Below are 16,978 nucleotides of genomic sequence, written 5' to 3' on the forward strand. Positions count from 1 at the left end.
TTACAAATTAACCATTAATAATTGACAACTAGAAGTCCAGATAGCTATTTTTTAATCATTATTTCTGCTCTAATTCTTCAATACGTTTTTGTAGAACTTCTTTTTCTGAGTTATGTCTAGCAATTAACTTTTCTAACATATTTTTTTGAGCTTGCAACGCATATTCAGAACGTCTTTTTTCAGCATTTCTACTCTCTTCTATTTTTGTAGTTTGTTCTTTTACTTTTGCTTCGTTAGCTTTGAGTTGAGAAATATCTGCCAAAACAAGTACATAACGATCAATTGTTCCAGAATTATTAAAAAGAGCCACACCGATAGCCTGAATCCAAATTTCTTCTCCTGTTCGATTAAGCATTGTTGTTTCAGCTTTCCAAATTGTACCTTGTGCCATTGTATTAAACCCTTGTTGAAGCTCGCCTTCTTGTGCAAAAATTCCAAAGGCAGAACGCTCTAAAAGAGTTGATTTGGAATACCCTAAAACATCAATAGCCAAATTATTTATGCTCGTAATATTCTTTTTGTAATCTAACTCTAACAAGTAAAAGCTAGATTGGATAAGTTCGTTTCTATATTGTAATTCTTTCTGAACCCTTCCCATTTCTTCTTGGGTAGCTTGAAGTTCTTCCATATTTTGACGCATTTCCTCTTCCTGCGCTCGTAATTGTTGTGTCATTTGTTCAGATTCTTGAAGCAAACGCTGACCTGTGACATTACTTTGTAAAATAGAAAGCGTAGCTGCAACTGTTTCTCCTATTGTCTCTAAAAATTCAATTTGATACAATTCAAATTGCTTAAAAGAAGCTATCTCTATCATTCCATATACTTGTTTGTTGAGAAGCATAGGAATAATCAAAATAGAACGAGGATTTGCTTTACCAAGACCAGAAGTAACAGTAACATACTCCTTAGGCACATCTGTAAGGTGCATTGTTTGTCCTTCCTGCCATGCTTGTCCTGTCAAACCTTCGCCTAACTGAATGGTACTATCCAAAAAGCGTTTTTTATCCCACGCATAATATGCCATTAGTCGCAATTGTTCATGTCTTCCTTCCATTTCTTTCAAGAAAAAACCTCCTTGATTTGCTTCTAAATAGCGCACTAAAGCTGTAATGAGTTCGTCTGTAATTTCTTCAAATGAACGATTACTATTTCTTAGAATATCTGAAATAAGCATTGTACCTTCATTTTTCCATCGTCTTTCTTTTGCGCTGTCTTCTGTTTCTCTCAGATTATTACGCATTTTGAGCAAGGAATTCCCCAAAATATCTCTTTCAGAAAGGGGCATAAAATCAGATTGATAATGACCTTGACCAATTTCTTTCGCAAAATCTGATGTATCTTTTAATCCAAGTATAAGCGTTTGTAATGCAATTTCCATTTCTCCAATTTCATCTACTTGAGCATTTTCTTTATCATCTTTATACTTTTCAAAACGTGGCAAAACTCCTTCACTCAATTTTTTTATACTATCTTTTACTACTTTTATGCGTGAGATAATACTTTGAGCCAAGAAAAATGCCAATGAAAAGCCTAAAATAATAGCAATTATACTTACAAAAATAGCTTCATTTCGAAGTGTAACAGAAGCACGATTAACGGCATCTTGTGTTTGTTGTCCTGCTATTTTTTTGTTTTCTATTAAGACTTCTAAATCTAATTTTATCTGTTCAAAAATAGCATTCAATCCCTGCATTTGGAGTTGAAAACCTGTTTCTTGTACTAAAAGATTTTTTTCAGTTGCATTCTTATTGTTTAATATGGAAATAATACGCTGTTCGATACTGTGCATGCTGTCTACTGCAATAAAGGTATTATTCAAAATTTCAAAAGAGGTTTCTTCATCATTTTGCCAACCTTCTGAAAGTGAAATGAGCTTATCTTTGACAGCAGGATAAGTTTTGCTTTGGAGTTTGCGAAGAGAATTTTTGGCTGCATCGTTTTGACTTTCACTCTGAAAATAAACATAACTTGTAATGAGTCGCATAGAATTATTGGCAAGACTGCGAAGCTCTTTCAAATTTTCAACAGAAGGCTGAACTACTTCTGTATATTCGTCTATCTGTGCTACATTTTGATTGAGCTGTACAATCAGCGTAACTGCCCCTACAATAAAGAGCAGAAGGAGAATAGAAAATCCTCCAAAAATGCGTTGCCAAATAGTAAGACGAAAATTATTCATTAATCTGATTAATACGTTTTTTTGTTTCTATTTCTTGAATGAATGACAAAATACGAATAATTTTTTTGAATAGAAATAGTTATTTTTAAATTCTTTTTATGAAATTATAAGGATTTGAACATAAAACAGTTGGTAAAGAACAATGTTCTTCATCTAAAGAATTATCTACTTTCTTACTTACCTTCAACTACTTAACCTACATGAATCAATTTTTCAAAACTATCTTTCGTAGAAAACGAACTTATATTTTTCTATTCTTAATAATAGGTTTACAATTAATTTCTAGCTGCATGCAATTCCGAATTAGTGATCGAAAAGTAAGAAAAGAATTTAAAGATCAAAAATTCAAACCTACCTTTGACTATGTAGAGTTCGAAGAGCGCAAGATTCATTATGCCAAAATTGGAAATGATTCACTTCCCACATTATTTTTTATACATGGTTCTCCAGGAGATTGGAGTGCATTTTTAGATTATTTCAAAGATTCTACTTTACTTTCTCGTACAAATATGGTTGCCTTGGATAGAACAGGATATGGAAAATCTGATTTTGGAAACTATGAAAAAAACCTAAAAGAACAAGCTCGTTTTTATAAAGGAGTTTTAGAAAAATATCAAGATTCTACCAAGCAAAAGCCTATTTTAGTTTCTCATTCTTATGGTGGTGCTGTTATTCTTCAAATGGCTATTGACTATCCTGATATGATGAGTGGCATAGTAAGTTTAGCAGGTCTTTCTTCGGCAGAACTAACTGTTCCTCGTTGGTATAATGGTGCTGCAAAGTCTGTTTTTGTGCGTTGGTGGCTTCCTGCTGCACTTACAGTTTCAAATAAGGAAATGTTACACCTACAAGAAGATTTGAAAGTGATTGAGAAGGATATTGATAAAATAAAAGTTCCACTATTAGTTTTGCACGGACAAAAAGATAAGATTGTACCTTATGGACACGCTCTTTTTTTAAAAGAAAAATTAGCAAACAATCCTTCTTTTGAACTTAACACTCTTCCAGAAGCAAATCATTTTATTCCTTGGACACATCAAGATACTGTCAGGACGCTGATTTTGAAAATGCTAGATGAAACGAAAAAATAGTATTTCATTCGTTATTATAAAATTAATACATATATCGACACTAACAAAGAACAACTACTTTTTTACTTTACGATTTGAAATTAAATAAAACTTTAACTTTTTTAAAGTACAATCTTTTTTCAATCTATCTTGAAATTGAGTAACTTGTATAGTTATTATAACTCTCAAACCTATAAGGTTTTGAAAACCTTATAGGTTTAAATGAACAGAATAAAAAAATGAAAACATCAATAGAGGCATTATATGCCAATATCCAATCCTATAAAAGAAAATATTATAAAAATTTACTCCTAAAAGGTTCTCTACTTGCTATTTCGGCATTTTTGGGAGCTTTTGCCATTGTGAGTATTTTGGAATATTTCGGTAATTTTAGTTCTACTTTTAGAGCTGTTTTGTTTTATAGTTTTATTTCGGTCAGTATTTTTTCCCTTATTTATTGGGTAATTATTCCGATTTATCAACTCTTTACGCTAGACAAACAGCTTCCTCACAACGAAGCAGCAAAACAAATTGGACGATACTTTCCACAGGTTCAAGACCGTTTATTAAACGTTTTGCAACTTCATTCTACAAATTCGAATCCTCAAAATTCAGATTTGTACCAAGCCAGTATCGAACAAAAAGCCTCACAGTTTGCACCTATTTCTTTTGCTGATGCCATTAAGTACGAGCAAAACCGTCGTTATCTTCGTTTTTTATTTATTCCTATTGTTCTGATTGCTGCTTTTTTGATTTGGGATTTGGATTTTTATAAAGCAAGTGCCGTTCGTTTGGTCAATTATGAACAAGATTTTGCGCCTAAAGCACCGTTTCAGTTTTCGCTAGATACAAAACAACTAATTGCTTTTAAAGGCGAAGATTTGAATTTTGATGTAAATTTGAGTGGAGAGGCTTTTCCAAATGAAGTATTTTTGATTACAGAAAATGGTCGTAAAATTAAATTAGACAAAAATTCGGCTTCTTCATATTCCTATCAATTTACAAATATTCAACGTCCGTTTGAGTTTTCATTGGAAGGCGAAGGTTATACTTCAAAGATGTATGAAATTATTGTTCGTGAGCGTCCACAACTTCGCAATTTTGTAGCTTATCTCAATTATCCAAACTATACAGGGAAAAAAGATGAACGTCTGGAAAATACAGGAAATCTTATCGTTCCAGCAGGAACACAAATTGAATGGCGTTTTCAGACACAAGAAACCGAAAAATTGAATTTTGTTTCGATTATTTCAGACGATTCTACCAACGTAAAAACAGCTAAAAAAGCAGATGATGGATTTTTACTTCAAACTACAGCTTTGAAATCCGAAGCCTTTGAAATAGAATTGGAAAATAAATACAGCAAAAACAAAGAAAAGATTAGTTATTTATTGACAGTTATTCAAGATGAATTTCCGAAGGTTTCGCTCAATCAATTTCAAGATTCGGTGATGTACGATTATTTGATGTTGGGAGGAAATATTTCTGATGATTATGGAATTACGAATTTGCGTTTTAACTATCGTGTTACCTCAGGGACAAACTCAAGTAAGAAAACAAGTGAATATAAATCATTGCCTCTTAAATTCAATCCAAATGCGATTAATCAACAATATTTCCATCAAGTAGAATTAACGCCTCTGAATCTTCAAGCAGGAGATGAATTGGAGTATTTTGTACAAGTTTGGGATAATGATGGTGTAAAAGGTAGAAAAAGTAGCAAAACAGGAAGTTATCGCTTCAAAATTCCGAAAGAATCTGAAATGCGTGAATCGGTTTCAGAAACAAGCAAAAGTGCAGAATCTCAAATCGATAAAACGCTAGAAGAAGCACAAGATTTGAATAAAAAATTAAAGAAACTTGCCGAAGATTTGAAAGGTAAAAAGAATCTAAATTGGCAACAGCAAAAAGATTTGGAAAAACTTTTAGAGCAAAAAAAGCAATTAGAAGAAGACATCAAAAAAATGCAAGAGCAAAACAAAAAGCTCAATGAACAGCAAGAAAAATTTACAGAACAAGACGAACGAATTGCTGAAAAATCAAAGAAATTGCAAGAATTGATGGACGAACTTATGGACGAAAAAACAAAGGAATTGTACGACAAACTACAAGAACTTTTGCAAGAACAATCGAATAGTGAAGAAATAAAAGAAGTTTTAGAAAAACTCCAAAACAAAGAAATGAATCTTGAAAAGGAGTTGGATAGAACGCTTGAAATGTTCAAAAAATTGGAAGTCGACAAGAAAATGCAAGACATTGCAGAACAGCTTGAAGATCTTGCCAAAGAACAAAAAGATCTCGCTAAAGAAACTAAAGAGCAGCAAGAAAAAGAAGAAAAACAAAGCAAGAAAGACGCTGATAAAGATGCTGAAAAAGACGCTGCCAAAAATGAGGAAATCAAAGAAGAACAAAAAGAACTCAACGAAAAATTTGAGGAAATGAAAGAGCAGCTAGAGGAATTGAACAAAATGAATGAAGAACTCAAAACTCCAAAAGACTTAGAAGACACCAAGAAAAAAGAAGAAGAAGTTTCGAAAGACCAAGAGCAAAGTAGTGAGCAATTAGAGCAAAAAGAGAAGAAAAAGGCTTCTCAATCTCAAGAAAATGCTGGCGAAAAAATGGAACAAATGGCTCAACAGATGCAACAAATGACTTCTTCTGCTGAAATGGAACAAGCACAAGAAGATTACGACGATTTGCGTCAGCTTTTGGAAAACCTTTTGAAACTTTCTTTTGAACAGGAGGAAATTATGAATGGTTTTAATGAAATTGACCAACGTGACCCAAAATATATTACGCTTAGTCAAGATCAATTAAAACTAAAAGATGACGCAGAGATTGTTGAGGATAGTCTTCGTGCGTTGGCTTCTCGTGTCTTTCAGATTGAGAGTTTCGTTATGCGTGAACTTACTGATATGAATGATTATATGGATCAAGTTACGCAGGAAGTAAAAGACCGTAAAAATCCTCGTATGCTTGCTAGTCGTCAGCAATCTGTCATGACTTCGATTAATAATTTGGCGTTGATGCTCAATGATGTTTTGGAACAAATGCAACAATCTATGTCACAGATGGGAATGGGAAAACCAAAACCGAGTAACCAAAGTGGAAGTCCGTCGATGAGTGAGATGCAACAATCTATCAATCAACAAATCGAAAACCTAAAGAAAAGTGGAAAATCGGGAAGACAGCTTTCTGAAGGTCTTGCCAAAATTGCAGCCGAGCAAGAAGCCTTACGCAGAGCCTTACAAAAAGCCATGCAACAAGGAAAAGGCAAAGACGGAAAAGATGGTAAAGGTAAAGATGGTAAGGAAGGAAAAGAAGGAGGTCAGAAAGGACAAAATGGAATGCAAGATGGAGAAGGGGAAGGAGGCGAAAACGGAAATCAAGACGGAGGCTCACAGGGCAACGGTGGCAATATGTCTAAAATGATAAAAGACATGGAAAAAACCGAAGAAGATCTAGTAAACAAACGCCTAACCCAAGAACTCATCGAACGCCAAAAGCAAATTATGACACGCCTTTTGCAATCTGAAAAAGCCGAAAGAGAACGTGATTTAGACGAAAAAAGAGAAGCTGAACAAGCAAAAGTAAACAAGCGAAGAGTTCCACCTCAATTTGAAGAATATTTCAAGCAAAAGGAACAGCAAATCGAACTTTTAAAAACAATTCCTCCTGCGCTTAGTCCGTATTATAAGCAACAAGTGAATGAGTATTTTAAGAAATTGGAGGAGTAATAATTTATATAAACACTTTGACTACTAGAAGAATAAATATTATGAATGAAGAGGACTTGAAGGGATTAAAACTTTTGTTAGATAAAATCCCTGTAGATAAATTATATGATGACTTATTCAGTCCCCCTTTGAAAAAAGTAGGAGAGCTTTTGTCCAATGTGATTGGTGTAGGAAATATAATCCCTAAACTAGCAAACGCTCGTTCTGAAATTTATCTTGAAAATAATTTAAAAAAATATAAAGAAAAATTAGATCAGATTCCTGAAGATGATTTGCAGAAAGTTCCTGAACAAATAGGATTACCTATTATTGACAAACTTACTTCTACTAACGATGAAAATTTGTCTAACGCTTTTATCAATTTATTGACTAAAGCATCGTCTAAAAATAATGTTGCAACTGTACATCCTTCATTTGTCAGCATAATTGATAATTTATCAGTAGATGAAGCTATTTTACTTTTCAAGTATAAGAACCAAGAAACGATACCTTGTATAGATATTGTTCATACAAGGGAGCTTTTTGCTAAAGAACCTCCAAAACAAACTCACTCAGAAGTAAAGTCTAGAGAGGAATTGCTTGCTCAAGTAGAACATTTAAAAAGTAGAATACCTACCAATCCTGTTAAAGTTATGTGGAATTTAACAGGTATTGAGTATGAAGAAGATATAAAATTATATTTCCCTCAAAATATCGACTTATATTTAGATAATTTACAACGTTTAGGAATAATATCTTTTTCAGATGGGCGTGAACTAAAACGTAGGGATGAATATGAGAAGTTAAAAGATTTTTATAAAAAAGTAATAGATGATAAAAGAAATAATTTACCTAAAGACACCCCAACAGATAAGCATAAAATAATAATTACTTATAGATTTATTGAGTTTACTTCTTTTGGACAGGCTTTCATAAATGCAGCTATAAAAGATATTGGAGAAAAGTCAGAAGAAGTTGATTAAGGATTTCTCCCTGCTCTCACTCGGCAATTTTGTAGCTCCCCCTAGCTGTCACTCGTAAGATTGCTGTCGAAAACTATGGTAAAACCAAGCCTATCCTTTAGAAAAATTGTTAAAATTTATTCCGTTTCTATCGTATAGCGTTTTGTTTTTTACACAGGCAAAAATGCGTTGTATAATTTTATTTCGTAAGGCATTAATAACACTCATTTTATTCTTGCCTTCTGCTACTTTTCTTAGGTAATACTCTCTCATCTCCCCCTCTACTTTCATAGCAGATAAAGCGCACATGTGCAAGGCTGTTTTGAGGGTTTTATTAGCCATTTTTGATACTCTTGCCCTGCCTTTAAATTTCCCAGAAGAGTTTTCAAAAGGCACAACACCACAATAAGAAGCGAGTTGTTTGGCAGTATCAAATTTGGTAAAACCATCAGTAGCTACCAGTAACTGAATCGCTGTTACTTTTCCAACACCTACTACAGAAGTGGTGAGCCGATAGAGTTCTTTCAATTCAGCATCCTCTTGAATAATTTGATGCATCTGCTTTTCTATTTCTTCTATGCGAAGGCTAAAGTGTTCCAACGTTGTTTTAGAGCTTTCCTCTAGAAGCTGCTGAATAGACGCTTTGCTAAATTGGCTCTGCTCACCAACGTAAGTTTCTAGCTCCTGTCTGTGAGTAACTAGCTTTTTTCGTAGTGTCTGCAAGGTTTTTAGGGTTTCTAGTTCTTGAGTAGGAGGAATATATAAGTTCGCTTTGTCTTGAAAACGAAAGGCATAAGCTCCGATATTTTCAGCATCAGCTTTGTCATTTTTAAGCTTTTTGACACCCATAGAACGTTTAATTTGAATGGCATTTTCTACCCAAATGGCACAATTAAATTCCATCAAAGCAATGACAAGCCAGTTGATATACATTCCTGTATGTTCCATACAAAACAAACTTTTCTCTAGCTCATAAAGGTCTTGAAAAGAAAAAAGATAGGTCTGTATTGCGTTCAAATTGTTCTCAATGCGTTTATGATTTACTACTTCTCCTTCTTGAAGAATAGCAATATCTAAATGTTCTTTGCTCACATCAATGCCTATAAAATTTTGGTAAGTTTGCATAAATAAGTTAATTTAGAGTTACCTAATTTAAAAAGTGATTCATCGTATTCAATCAGACTTAAAACCTTATCTAATGAGTTTATTTTTAGGTCAATAAAAATACTCCGAAAACTATTTGAGTTTGAGATTGAATAAAGGTAGGAAGAGGCTGTTTCGAGAGATAGATTTTTATAGTCTGGCTCGGCTATAGGTTCTCTTCCTACTAGATGAATTCTTAAATACAAGATAAGAAATTACATCTATTTTATCTACTACAAACCTAAAGGCTTGGCTTTGCCGAGTGACTTTTATGTATTCGGCATCCTGCCGTGTAGTTTGTATTTTAATATTGCCATATCTCATTTATTTCTTCTACAACTTTATCCCTCCAAGAATCGTTTTGTAAGAAAAATAGCAAACTAAAAAATAAAACAAAATGGAATATTTAACAGAACGAATTACATTAGATGCAGACCTTTGCAATGGAAAACCTACCATTAGAGGATTAAGAATTACAGTACAGACTATTTTAGAATTTGTAAGAGCAGGAGAAAGTACAGAAGAAATTTTGTATCAATATCCTTCTTTAGAAGAAGAAGACATAAAAGCCTGTTTGGATTTTGCGATTGCAATGGTAGGAAATACTTTTTCGATACGTAAAATAGCAAGCTAAAATGACGAAATACTTAATTGATGTAAACTTGCCGTATCATTTTAGTTTGTGGAATAATGAAAATTATGTTCATCAAAAAGATTTAGATAGTAAAGCAAAAGATAATCAGATTTGGGAGTTTGCCAAGGAAAATAATCTTACTGTAATTACAAAGGATAGTGATTTTTCGAACAAAATACTTTTACAAACTCCTCCTCCAAAGGTCATTCATATCAAGTTTGGAAATATGAAAATGGCTGCATTTTATGAATTAATAAATAAAATTTGGGACGAGGTTTTGGAACTCAACAAAACCAATAAACTCATAACAATTTATGAAGATAGAATAGAAGTAATAGAGTAATAGCTATTGTTATTTAAAAAATATAAAATGCAATACATAGAAAAAATAAATGACGAAGATTATTTTGTAACAGAAATAAATGTTTCTAAATTTAAAGGCTATAGAAATTTGATAGAAGAATTTAGCCTTGCTTTTTCTATTCCTTCTGTTATTTCAAACCTTCATGCCTTAGATGAATATTTATGTGGTTTGGAATGGATAGAACAGAAAAACTACAAACTCATTATCAAGAATATGAATAAAGTAGAAAAGAACAAAAACGACTATAAACAGTTTTTCTCTATAATTGAAGGTTTAGAAAATCATTGGAAGACCAAAGAGAATGATTTTATTGTAGAATATGTAGGTAATTCTTAACCACATATCAATTCATAATTTAAAAGAAAATGCTGCCAGAAATAGAAATAGATTATCTAACTGAAGATGAAGACGAAAAAGAACTTTGTCGTTGTTATTGGCTTTTAAATACGGAAGAACAAGAGCTTTTTGATGCAAAAGAAAAATTTCGTTATACACTTGCCGAACTTTCATTAAATTTTCGTTTGAAGCCTCGTCAGATTCATAATAAAGTAGCAAAATACAGTCGTGCTTATATCAAAAAATCAAAGTGTGATTTGTGTGGAATGCCTACTCACTTTCTGAATCGTAGAAATGATTATTATGCTAATAGAAAAGTATATGAATATCAGCCTTGGGAAAACCCTGTGCCTTACTTATGTGACAACTGCAAAGATGCTTTAGAAAAAAGACAAACACAGAAAGCAAAAAACAAAAATCCATTACAGTTTTCAGGAAAAGTAAAATCTATATTTCCCACCTCACAGCATTTGCAGTTTTTTAAGCAACTTCGAAGAGAAGAACACTTTGTTTATCCTCAAATTGCTATTTCTGTTTTCTTAGAAGAAAATTACTCTGAAATAATAGAAGGATTTGAAAACTTAAAAAATGAAACAATCAATTTTTTAGTTTGTGATGGACAAGGAAATCCCAAAAAAGCAATTGATTTTGTAGTGGTTAATCAAAAAAATAATAGAGAACTAACAGAAGGACAAAAAGAAATATTCTATCAAAAAGAAAATCTATTTGATAGAATAGGGCTAGAATATAAAATTGAATTTTCTTAAAAAATTAGTTCTTCTACTTCTTATTAATACGTTCTAAAAATGCTCTTACACCTGTTTTGAGGTTTTTTACGCTACCTTTCATTCCTTCTACATTTACATAAACTGTGTTATGGTCATGTGCAATTTCGTTCTTTGGACGAGTTTTAGTGTAGTAATAAGCTGCTATTGACTTTCTACTTTGTCCGTCAGGAGTGTTGAGTGAATGAGGATGTCCATGAAAAGAAATTTCATTGGTTTCAAAAATCACACAGCGATTAAAACGAGGTTCTACATTTTCTATCTGAACTTTTTTATCCATATCCCAAAGCTCTAAATATCCTTCATATTCTCTTTTCCAATCTTTATTCATGTAGATAATAATATTCATTCTACGATGATAATTCGTTTCAGGATGATAGTTAAAATCAACGTGTACATCCAAGAAAGCTCCTTTTGTAGATTGATGAAGTCCACCACCAAAAAGTTTTGGATCAGCTTGTAAGTCTTCTATTCCTGTAATTTTTTCTATTATTTGAAGTAACTTATCACTATTAAGTTCTTCAAAAACTTGTTTGATAATAGGCTGATTATCAAACTCTGTCATCACAAATTTATTATTCTGATTGATATAGGTCGTATATTTCCAATTTGGATCTTCCTCAAAATTACCAGTTGGGTCTACTTGTTTTACTTTCGGATAATTTTGATGTATTTTTTCAGCAGCTTCTGAGCTAAAAAAGTCTTCAAAGACAATATAACGAAAGGCTTTTTTTTCGTCATTCCAACTTTTAGTAAGCTCTTCTTTTCTATCTTCTAATTTTTGATAATTGATGAAATTTTCCATAATTGAATTAAAAATTATTTTAAAATATTTATTCTATTTGTTTTTTATTCTTGCCAAAATTTTATCTCCACCAGCCTCCAAAACTTCTTGAGCAAGCTGAATAGCTAGTTTTTGTCCTTCATTTTTATGAATTTTACCTGACTTACGAATAATTTTTTTACCACTAAGACTAATCAACCCTGCATCAACTTGAAGCATATCACCTTCTAATTTTGCCAAAACAAAAGAAGGAATACTACAGCCACCATCTAAATGCTTGAGATAAGCACGTTCGGCAAGCAAACAATATTCAGTTTGTTCGTCATTAATAATCCTTCGAATATCTTCTCTCAGTTGATTGCTTATTTTGCTAGAAACCTCAATTGTCATTGAGCCTTGTCCTGCTTGTGGTGTAAACTCATTTAATGGTAAATGATCAACAATGTAGTCTTCAAAACCCATTCTGTGTACACCTGCATATGCCAAAAGAAGAGCATCACATTGTCCTTCTTCCAGTTTTCTCATGCGTGTTTGAAGATTTCCACGCATATTTGTAGTTCTGATATTTGGATAATAATGTTTGAGCATTGCTATCCTACGTGTAGAAGAAGTACCTACAAGCCATTTATCAGCAGCATCTAGCCTAAAATCTGAATTATAACTTACCACTACATCGTGCGCTTTCTCTCGCTCAGTGTAGGCTATCAATTCTAATCCATCTGGAAGTGTCGAAGCCATATCTTTTGCACTATGGACAGCCAAGTCTACCTTACCTGTATGTAGCATTTCTTCAAGTTCTTCCGTAAAAACGCCTTTGCTTCCAATTTTGGAAATTGCTTTGTGCAAAATTTTATCTCCTTTGGTTTCGATAGCAATTATTTCAGTAGCCAAGCCATGGGATTCAAGCAAACGTTGTACATGTTCTGCCTGCCACATAGCAAGCTGACTGTTTCGTGTTCCGATTTTGATAGTTTTTTTAGCCAATTTTTTTGCGCTTAGATAGTGAGCGATAAATTGAAAGTAGTATTTAATAGAATAGGAAAATAACTCTCTTTATCAAATTTTTCTACAAAAAAGTTACATAAAAGGCAACTTTAGTGCTTAGTCAGAAATATTCAAAAAAAAATGATTATCATGCAAGTTTTTTGAGTTTTTTTTTGTATAAAACTCACTTTTTTTTAAAAAAACGTATACTTTCTATCAAATGTTTGCCATTTTTTACTAAATACTTGATTAAAAGGATATTATTTTGAATATAATCTTTTTATAGAACCATAGCAACTATTCCAAAGCAAGTACCAAACCCTATCAAAAAACCACTCCAAACTTCATTCGGTGTATGAGCTTTTAGATACAACCTTGAACTCATTACCATTCCAGTAAGGAAAAATAAAATGACAATAGGCAATAAGAGTGCAAGCGATGTATTTGCTGCTTGGAAGCCAAATAGAAATCCCAAAAGCCCACTAATTCCGATGGTATGAACACTTGTTTTGTGAAAAAGTGTAACAAGTGTAGTCAAACACATAGAGAGTGCAACACCACCAGTCAGTAAAACTACTTGAATTTCATAACTTACTTTTTGTATCATCAGATAAGCCAAAAGCGTATAAAAAATAGTAGTAAACATAAACGGAACAGCTCTTTCTTTTCTATTTTCCATATTCAGAGAAGAAATAAAACCTGTGTAACGTAGAGTCAGCAAGAAAAAAGCAGGTACAACAAAAGTACCTAAGAAAATAAGGCTTAAAAACAGCATTTGTCGTTGTCCAAAAGGTTCACTGCTTAGAAGAAAGAAAAAAAGCAAATACCCCACAACTGGCATTAGTGCAGGATGAAAAATATAAGAAATGAGTTTACAAATTTTTTGAATCATATATCAAAAATACGAATGTTTTGATTTGAATGTTTATTTCTGAATGAAAAAACCGTTTTACTTTATCAAAAAAGCAAAACGGTTTTTATCAAAATCTGTATATATAAAAATTATTGCGTAATAATTTCTTTAATATCTTGCATAATTTTTTGTGCTAAATGTTCGGCTGTTGCTTCTGATTGTGACTCAGAATAGATACGAATAATTGGCTCTGTATTCGATTTACGAAGATGAACCCACTCACTATCAAACTGAATTTTAACACCATCAATTGTATTGACTGGATAGTTTTTGTATTTATCCAAAATCTCTTCTAAAACATTATCAACACTTATTTCAGGAGTAAGTTCGATTTTATTTTTCGAAATATGATAACTTGGATATTTCGAACGAAGCATTTTTGTAGTTCCTTTAAACTTTGCTAGTTGAGTCAAAAATAAAGCAACTCCGACAAGTGCATCACGTCCATAATGTAACTCAGGATAGATAATTCCTCCATTTCCTTCTCCTCCAATAACAGCGTTACACTCTTTCATTTTCTCTACTACATTTACCTCTCCAACAGCAGCAGCAAAATATTGCCCTCCTGCTTTTAAAGTTACGTCTTTGAGTGCTTGTGTAGAAGAAAGATTAGAAACTGTATTTTTTGTCTGTCCTTCTTCTTGATGTTGCAACACGTAATCAGAAATAGCAACAAGTGTATACTCTTCACCAAATGGAGTTCCATCTTCACAAATTAGAGCTAACCTATCTACATCTGGATCAACTACAATTCCTAAATTATAATTTCCACTTTTGATAGTAGAACAAATATGAGTTAGGTTTTCAGGAAGTGGCTCTGGGTTATGCTGAAAAATTCCTGTTGGTTCGCAGAAAAACTTATCTACTTGTGTTACTCCTAAGGCTTCTAAAAGCATTGGAATAGCAATTCCACCACTAGAATTTACACCATCAACAGCTATTTTGAAATCTTTTGCTTTTATTGCCTCTACATCAACTAAAGGAAGTGCTACTATTTTTTCAATATGTTTTTGAATGTAACTATCATCAGTAGTATAACTTCCCAAATCAGAAACTTTTACAAATTCAAAATCATCATTTTCAGCAAATTTTAAAATTTCCTCTCCTTCTTTTGCTGAAATAAACTCCCCTTTTTGATTCAAAAGTTTGAGTGCATTCCAATTCCCTGGGTTATGACTTGCAGTAAGAATAATTCCACCACTTGCATTTTCCATAGGAACAGCCATTTCAACAGTTGGTGTTGTAGAAAGACCTAAGTCTATCACATCAAATCCCATTGATTGTAAAGTAGAGCTAACAAGCTGCGAGACGAGCTGTCCAGAAACTCGTGCATCACGTCCAATTATTATTTTTTGGTTTTGTGGTGTAGTTTCTACTTCTTCAGATATATTTTGAGTTGCACTAACACTAACCCATTTTCCATAAGCAGCAGCAAATTTTACTACATCAACTGGAGAAAGACCTTCGCCTACTTTTCCACCAATTGTTCCACGTATTCCAGATATTGATTTTATTAAACTCAAAATTTCAGTATTTTATATTTAGCTAGTTTTCAGACTTGCAAAAGTAGTGAGCAAAAAGCAATTTTCATAGTAAAAAAACATCTTTATTTTTTTTAAAAACTTGTTTTTGGCAGATATACATTTCAAGAAATAAGTTTTAATCAAATAACTCCTTTATATTCTTGAATTGAACTTCTTTATCAAAACTATATTGAGCTGCTCTTCTTCCATTTTCCCCAAAGATTTGTCTTTCTTTAGAAGAGAGCTTTTTCAAGTGTTGTATTTTAAATTCAATTACCATTTTATCAGCAATTGATTTCATTTTATCTTCTAAGGTACGAGTATCTACAAACAAATGTTCAAAACTAGACAATGAAATATTAGATGTTTGTGTAGATATTGTAATTCCTAAATTATATTTTTTAATTAAATAGGCACTCTCTCCACTTCCAAACAATAAAATAGGCAATCCTGCTGCCATAGCTTCATATATTTTTGAAGGAACAGTTCCTAAAATTTGTTTTTTCTGAATGATAATAGCTGCATCATAATCAGCTAATTTTTGGGCAATTTCTTTTGAAGGGATGGCATCATAAAGAAATACAGTTTGTTTTTTACCAGTATTGAGAAATTTAGTTTGGATAAATTTTTCTATCAAATCTCGTTCATTTCCATTTCCATACAAATGCAACTGAGCATTTACTTTTTCAAAATCTATATTTTCTATCACTTCCAAAATTCCTTGTGCAACACCCAAAAGTCCTGCATAAACCAATTTTATAGGTTCTCTTCCTTTTATTTTATAATCTTCTTTTACCTTAAATGATTGAGAATATACACCATTTCTGTATAAAAAAACAGGCATAGAAGGCACTATTTCTTTAACATAATCTACTATTTCATCAGATTGACCAATAATAAAATCCATTTTTTTATAGATAAATGCTTCAAAATTCAAAAGTAGATTGTATATTGTATGCCCTTTTATTTTGTCTAAATTAATTCTACCCAAATCTAAAAGCACACGAGGATAAAGGTCGGAAAGGTTTAGGATAAGTGAAGGAGAATATCCTTTTTGGGTATTTAGCTTTATTAGTTGCGATAAAATCCAAACTGTAAAAACAGGTAAAAGAGGAGGACTCTGAACTAGAATAATACTAGGATGCTGTTTTTTGAGTGATGGAAATGCAAAAAACCAACTCAAAGCTAAAGTTAGCATGCTAAAAAGACGAACAAAAGACGAAGAAGAATTGGAAGGGTAAAAAGAAAAACGAATCACTTTTATTCCATTTATATTCTCTCTATGAATGATTTTTTTTGAAAGAAGATTTCTATAATCTGAAAAAATATTTCCTGTTGGATAATTGGGAAATGTTGTATAAACAGTAACTTGATTACCTTCTTTTTGTAAACGTTCTGCCAAATGCTGAATACGGGAGGCACATGCTCCGAGTTCAGGGGAATAATTGGGCGAAAAAATGGCTATTTGCTTCAAAAAAAGTAAGGATTATAATATTCTAAACTCAAACCCTAATAAGGGTCTTGAAGACCCTTAGGGTTTAGACGCTACAAATTTACGCAAGTTTTTAGAACAAAAAACTAACCT

At 32.4% G+C, this 16,978-nt stretch carries 14 protein-coding genes; 7 read left to right on the forward strand and 7 right to left on the reverse strand.

Features of this window, described 5'->3' with window-relative positions:
- Nucleotides 1-58: 58 nt before the first annotated feature.
- Nucleotides 59-2,179 (reverse strand): GAF domain-containing protein, encoded by a 2,121-nt coding sequence (locus tag V9L04_RS08050; RefSeq protein WP_338793581.1) that lies wholly within the window; start codon nucleotides 2,177-2,179, stop codon nucleotides 59-61.
- Nucleotides 2,180-2,469: 290 nt separating this feature from the next.
- On the opposite strand from V9L04_RS08050, the gene V9L04_RS08055 reads away from it, so the two are divergent.
- The 3 genes from V9L04_RS08055 to V9L04_RS08065 all read left to right on the forward strand — a co-directional run bounded on the left by V9L04_RS08055 (nucleotide 2,470) and on the right by V9L04_RS08065 (nucleotide 7,948).
- Nucleotides 2,470-3,270, forward strand: a complete 801-nt coding sequence (locus V9L04_RS08055) for an alpha/beta hydrolase (protein ID WP_338793582.1) — start codon at nucleotides 2,470-2,472, stop codon at nucleotides 3,268-3,270.
- A 218-nt stretch (nucleotides 3,271-3,488) separates the two neighbouring features.
- Nucleotides 3,489-6,986, forward strand: a complete 3,498-nt coding sequence (locus V9L04_RS08060) for a DUF4175 family protein (RefSeq protein WP_338793583.1) — start codon at nucleotides 3,489-3,491, stop codon at nucleotides 6,984-6,986.
- A gap of 17 nt (nucleotides 6,987-7,003) precedes the next feature.
- A complete protein-coding gene (locus V9L04_RS08065) occupies nucleotides 7,004-7,948 on the forward strand; it encodes a DUF4393 domain-containing protein (RefSeq protein ID WP_338793584.1) in 945 nt (314 codons plus the stop codon).
- Nucleotides 7,949-8,038: 90 nt separating this feature from the next.
- Here V9L04_RS08065 and V9L04_RS08070 read toward each other — a convergent pair whose 3' ends face one another.
- Entirely contained in the window at nucleotides 8,039-9,052 is a 1,014-nt protein-coding gene (locus tag V9L04_RS08070; protein WP_338790811.1) for an IS110 family transposase, read from the reverse strand.
- Between the two features lie 415 nt (nucleotides 9,053-9,467).
- Between V9L04_RS08070 and V9L04_RS08075 the strand changes: the two genes are divergently transcribed.
- From V9L04_RS08075 to V9L04_RS08090, 4 genes are read left to right on the forward strand one after another with little or no spacing between them, the layout of a single operon-like run.
- Nucleotides 9,468-9,704: a DUF433 domain-containing protein gene (locus V9L04_RS08075; RefSeq protein ID WP_338793585.1), complete on the forward strand. Its 237-nt coding sequence runs from the start codon at nucleotides 9,468-9,470 to the stop codon at nucleotides 9,702-9,704.
- A 1-nt stretch (nucleotide 9,705) separates the two neighbouring features.
- The gene (locus tag V9L04_RS08080) at nucleotides 9,706-10,047 is read left to right on the forward strand and encodes a DUF5615 family PIN-like protein (protein WP_338793586.1); all 342 of its coding nucleotides are present in this window, start codon (nucleotides 9,706-9,708) and stop codon (nucleotides 10,045-10,047) included.
- Between the two features lie 27 nt (nucleotides 10,048-10,074).
- Nucleotides 10,075-10,404, forward strand: coding sequence for a barstar family protein (locus tag V9L04_RS08085; RefSeq protein ID WP_338793587.1), 330 nt, complete (start codon nucleotides 10,075-10,077; stop codon nucleotides 10,402-10,404).
- Between the two features lie 29 nt (nucleotides 10,405-10,433).
- Entirely contained in the window at nucleotides 10,434-11,171 is a 738-nt protein-coding gene (locus tag V9L04_RS08090; RefSeq protein WP_338793588.1) for a hypothetical protein, read from the forward strand.
- 13 nt (nucleotides 11,172-11,184) lie between these two features.
- On the opposite strand, the gene V9L04_RS08095 is transcribed toward V9L04_RS08090, so the two are convergent.
- The 5 genes from V9L04_RS08095 to V9L04_RS08115 all read right to left on the reverse strand — a co-directional run bounded on the left by V9L04_RS08095 (nucleotide 11,185) and on the right by V9L04_RS08115 (nucleotide 16,867).
- The gene (locus tag V9L04_RS08095) at nucleotides 11,185-11,994 is read right to left on the reverse strand and encodes a 2OG-Fe(II) oxygenase (RefSeq protein WP_338793589.1); all 810 of its coding nucleotides are present in this window, start codon (nucleotides 11,992-11,994) and stop codon (nucleotides 11,185-11,187) included.
- Between the two features lie 33 nt (nucleotides 11,995-12,027).
- On the reverse strand, nucleotides 12,028-12,957 hold the full coding sequence (gene hemC, locus V9L04_RS08100; protein ID WP_338793590.1) for a hydroxymethylbilane synthase: 930 nt from the start codon (nucleotides 12,955-12,957) through the stop codon (nucleotides 12,028-12,030).
- A gap of 280 nt (nucleotides 12,958-13,237) precedes the next feature.
- On the reverse strand, nucleotides 13,238-13,849 hold the full coding sequence (locus tag V9L04_RS08105) for a phosphatase PAP2 family protein (RefSeq protein ID WP_338793591.1): 612 nt from the start codon (nucleotides 13,847-13,849) through the stop codon (nucleotides 13,238-13,240).
- Between the two features lie 110 nt (nucleotides 13,850-13,959).
- Nucleotides 13,960-15,393 carry a phosphoglucosamine mutase gene (gene glmM / locus V9L04_RS08110; RefSeq protein ID WP_338793592.1) on the reverse strand — a complete coding sequence of 478 codons (1,434 nt, stop codon included), beginning with the start codon at nucleotides 15,391-15,393 and terminating at the stop codon, nucleotides 13,960-13,962.
- Nucleotides 15,394-15,529: 136 nt separating this feature from the next.
- The gene (locus tag V9L04_RS08115) at nucleotides 15,530-16,867 is read right to left on the reverse strand and encodes a glycosyltransferase family 4 protein (protein ID WP_338793593.1); all 1,338 of its coding nucleotides are present in this window, start codon (nucleotides 16,865-16,867) and stop codon (nucleotides 15,530-15,532) included.
- Nucleotides 16,868-16,978: the final 111 nt, after the last annotated feature.

The sequence above is a fragment of the Bernardetia sp. MNP-M8 genome (genome assembly GCF_037126285.1).
Taxonomy (GTDB): Bacteria; Bacteroidota; Bacteroidia; order Cytophagales; family Bernardetiaceae; genus Bernardetia.

Bases quoted from the DNA above. Each gene is read 5' to 3' on its own strand.
- V9L04_RS08050 (WP_338793581.1), bottom strand. From the start codon at position 2,179: ATGAATAATTTTCGTCTTACTATTTGGCAACGCATTTTTGGAGGATTT.
- V9L04_RS08055 (WP_338793582.1), top strand. From the start codon at position 2,470: ATGCAATTCCGAATTAGTGATCGAAAAGTAAGAAAAGAATTTAAAGAT.
- V9L04_RS08060 (WP_338793583.1), top strand. From the start codon at position 3,489: ATGAAAACATCAATAGAGGCATTATATGCCAATATCCAATCCTATAAA.
- V9L04_RS08070 (WP_338790811.1), bottom strand. From the start codon at position 9,052: ATGCAAACTTACCAAAATTTTATAGGCATTGATGTGAGCAAAGAACAT.
- V9L04_RS08075 (WP_338793585.1), top strand. From the start codon at position 9,468: ATGGAATATTTAACAGAACGAATTACATTAGATGCAGACCTTTGCAAT.
- V9L04_RS08080 (WP_338793586.1), top strand. From the start codon at position 9,706: ATGACGAAATACTTAATTGATGTAAACTTGCCGTATCATTTTAGTTTG.
- V9L04_RS08085 (WP_338793587.1), top strand. From the start codon at position 10,075: ATGCAATACATAGAAAAAATAAATGACGAAGATTATTTTGTAACAGAA.
- V9L04_RS08090 (WP_338793588.1), top strand. From the start codon at position 10,434: ATGCTGCCAGAAATAGAAATAGATTATCTAACTGAAGATGAAGACGAA.
- V9L04_RS08095 (WP_338793589.1), bottom strand. From the start codon at position 11,994: ATGGAAAATTTCATCAATTATCAAAAATTAGAAGATAGAAAAGAAGAG.
- V9L04_RS08105 (WP_338793591.1), bottom strand. From the start codon at position 13,849: ATGATTCAAAAAATTTGTAAACTCATTTCTTATATTTTTCATCCTGCA.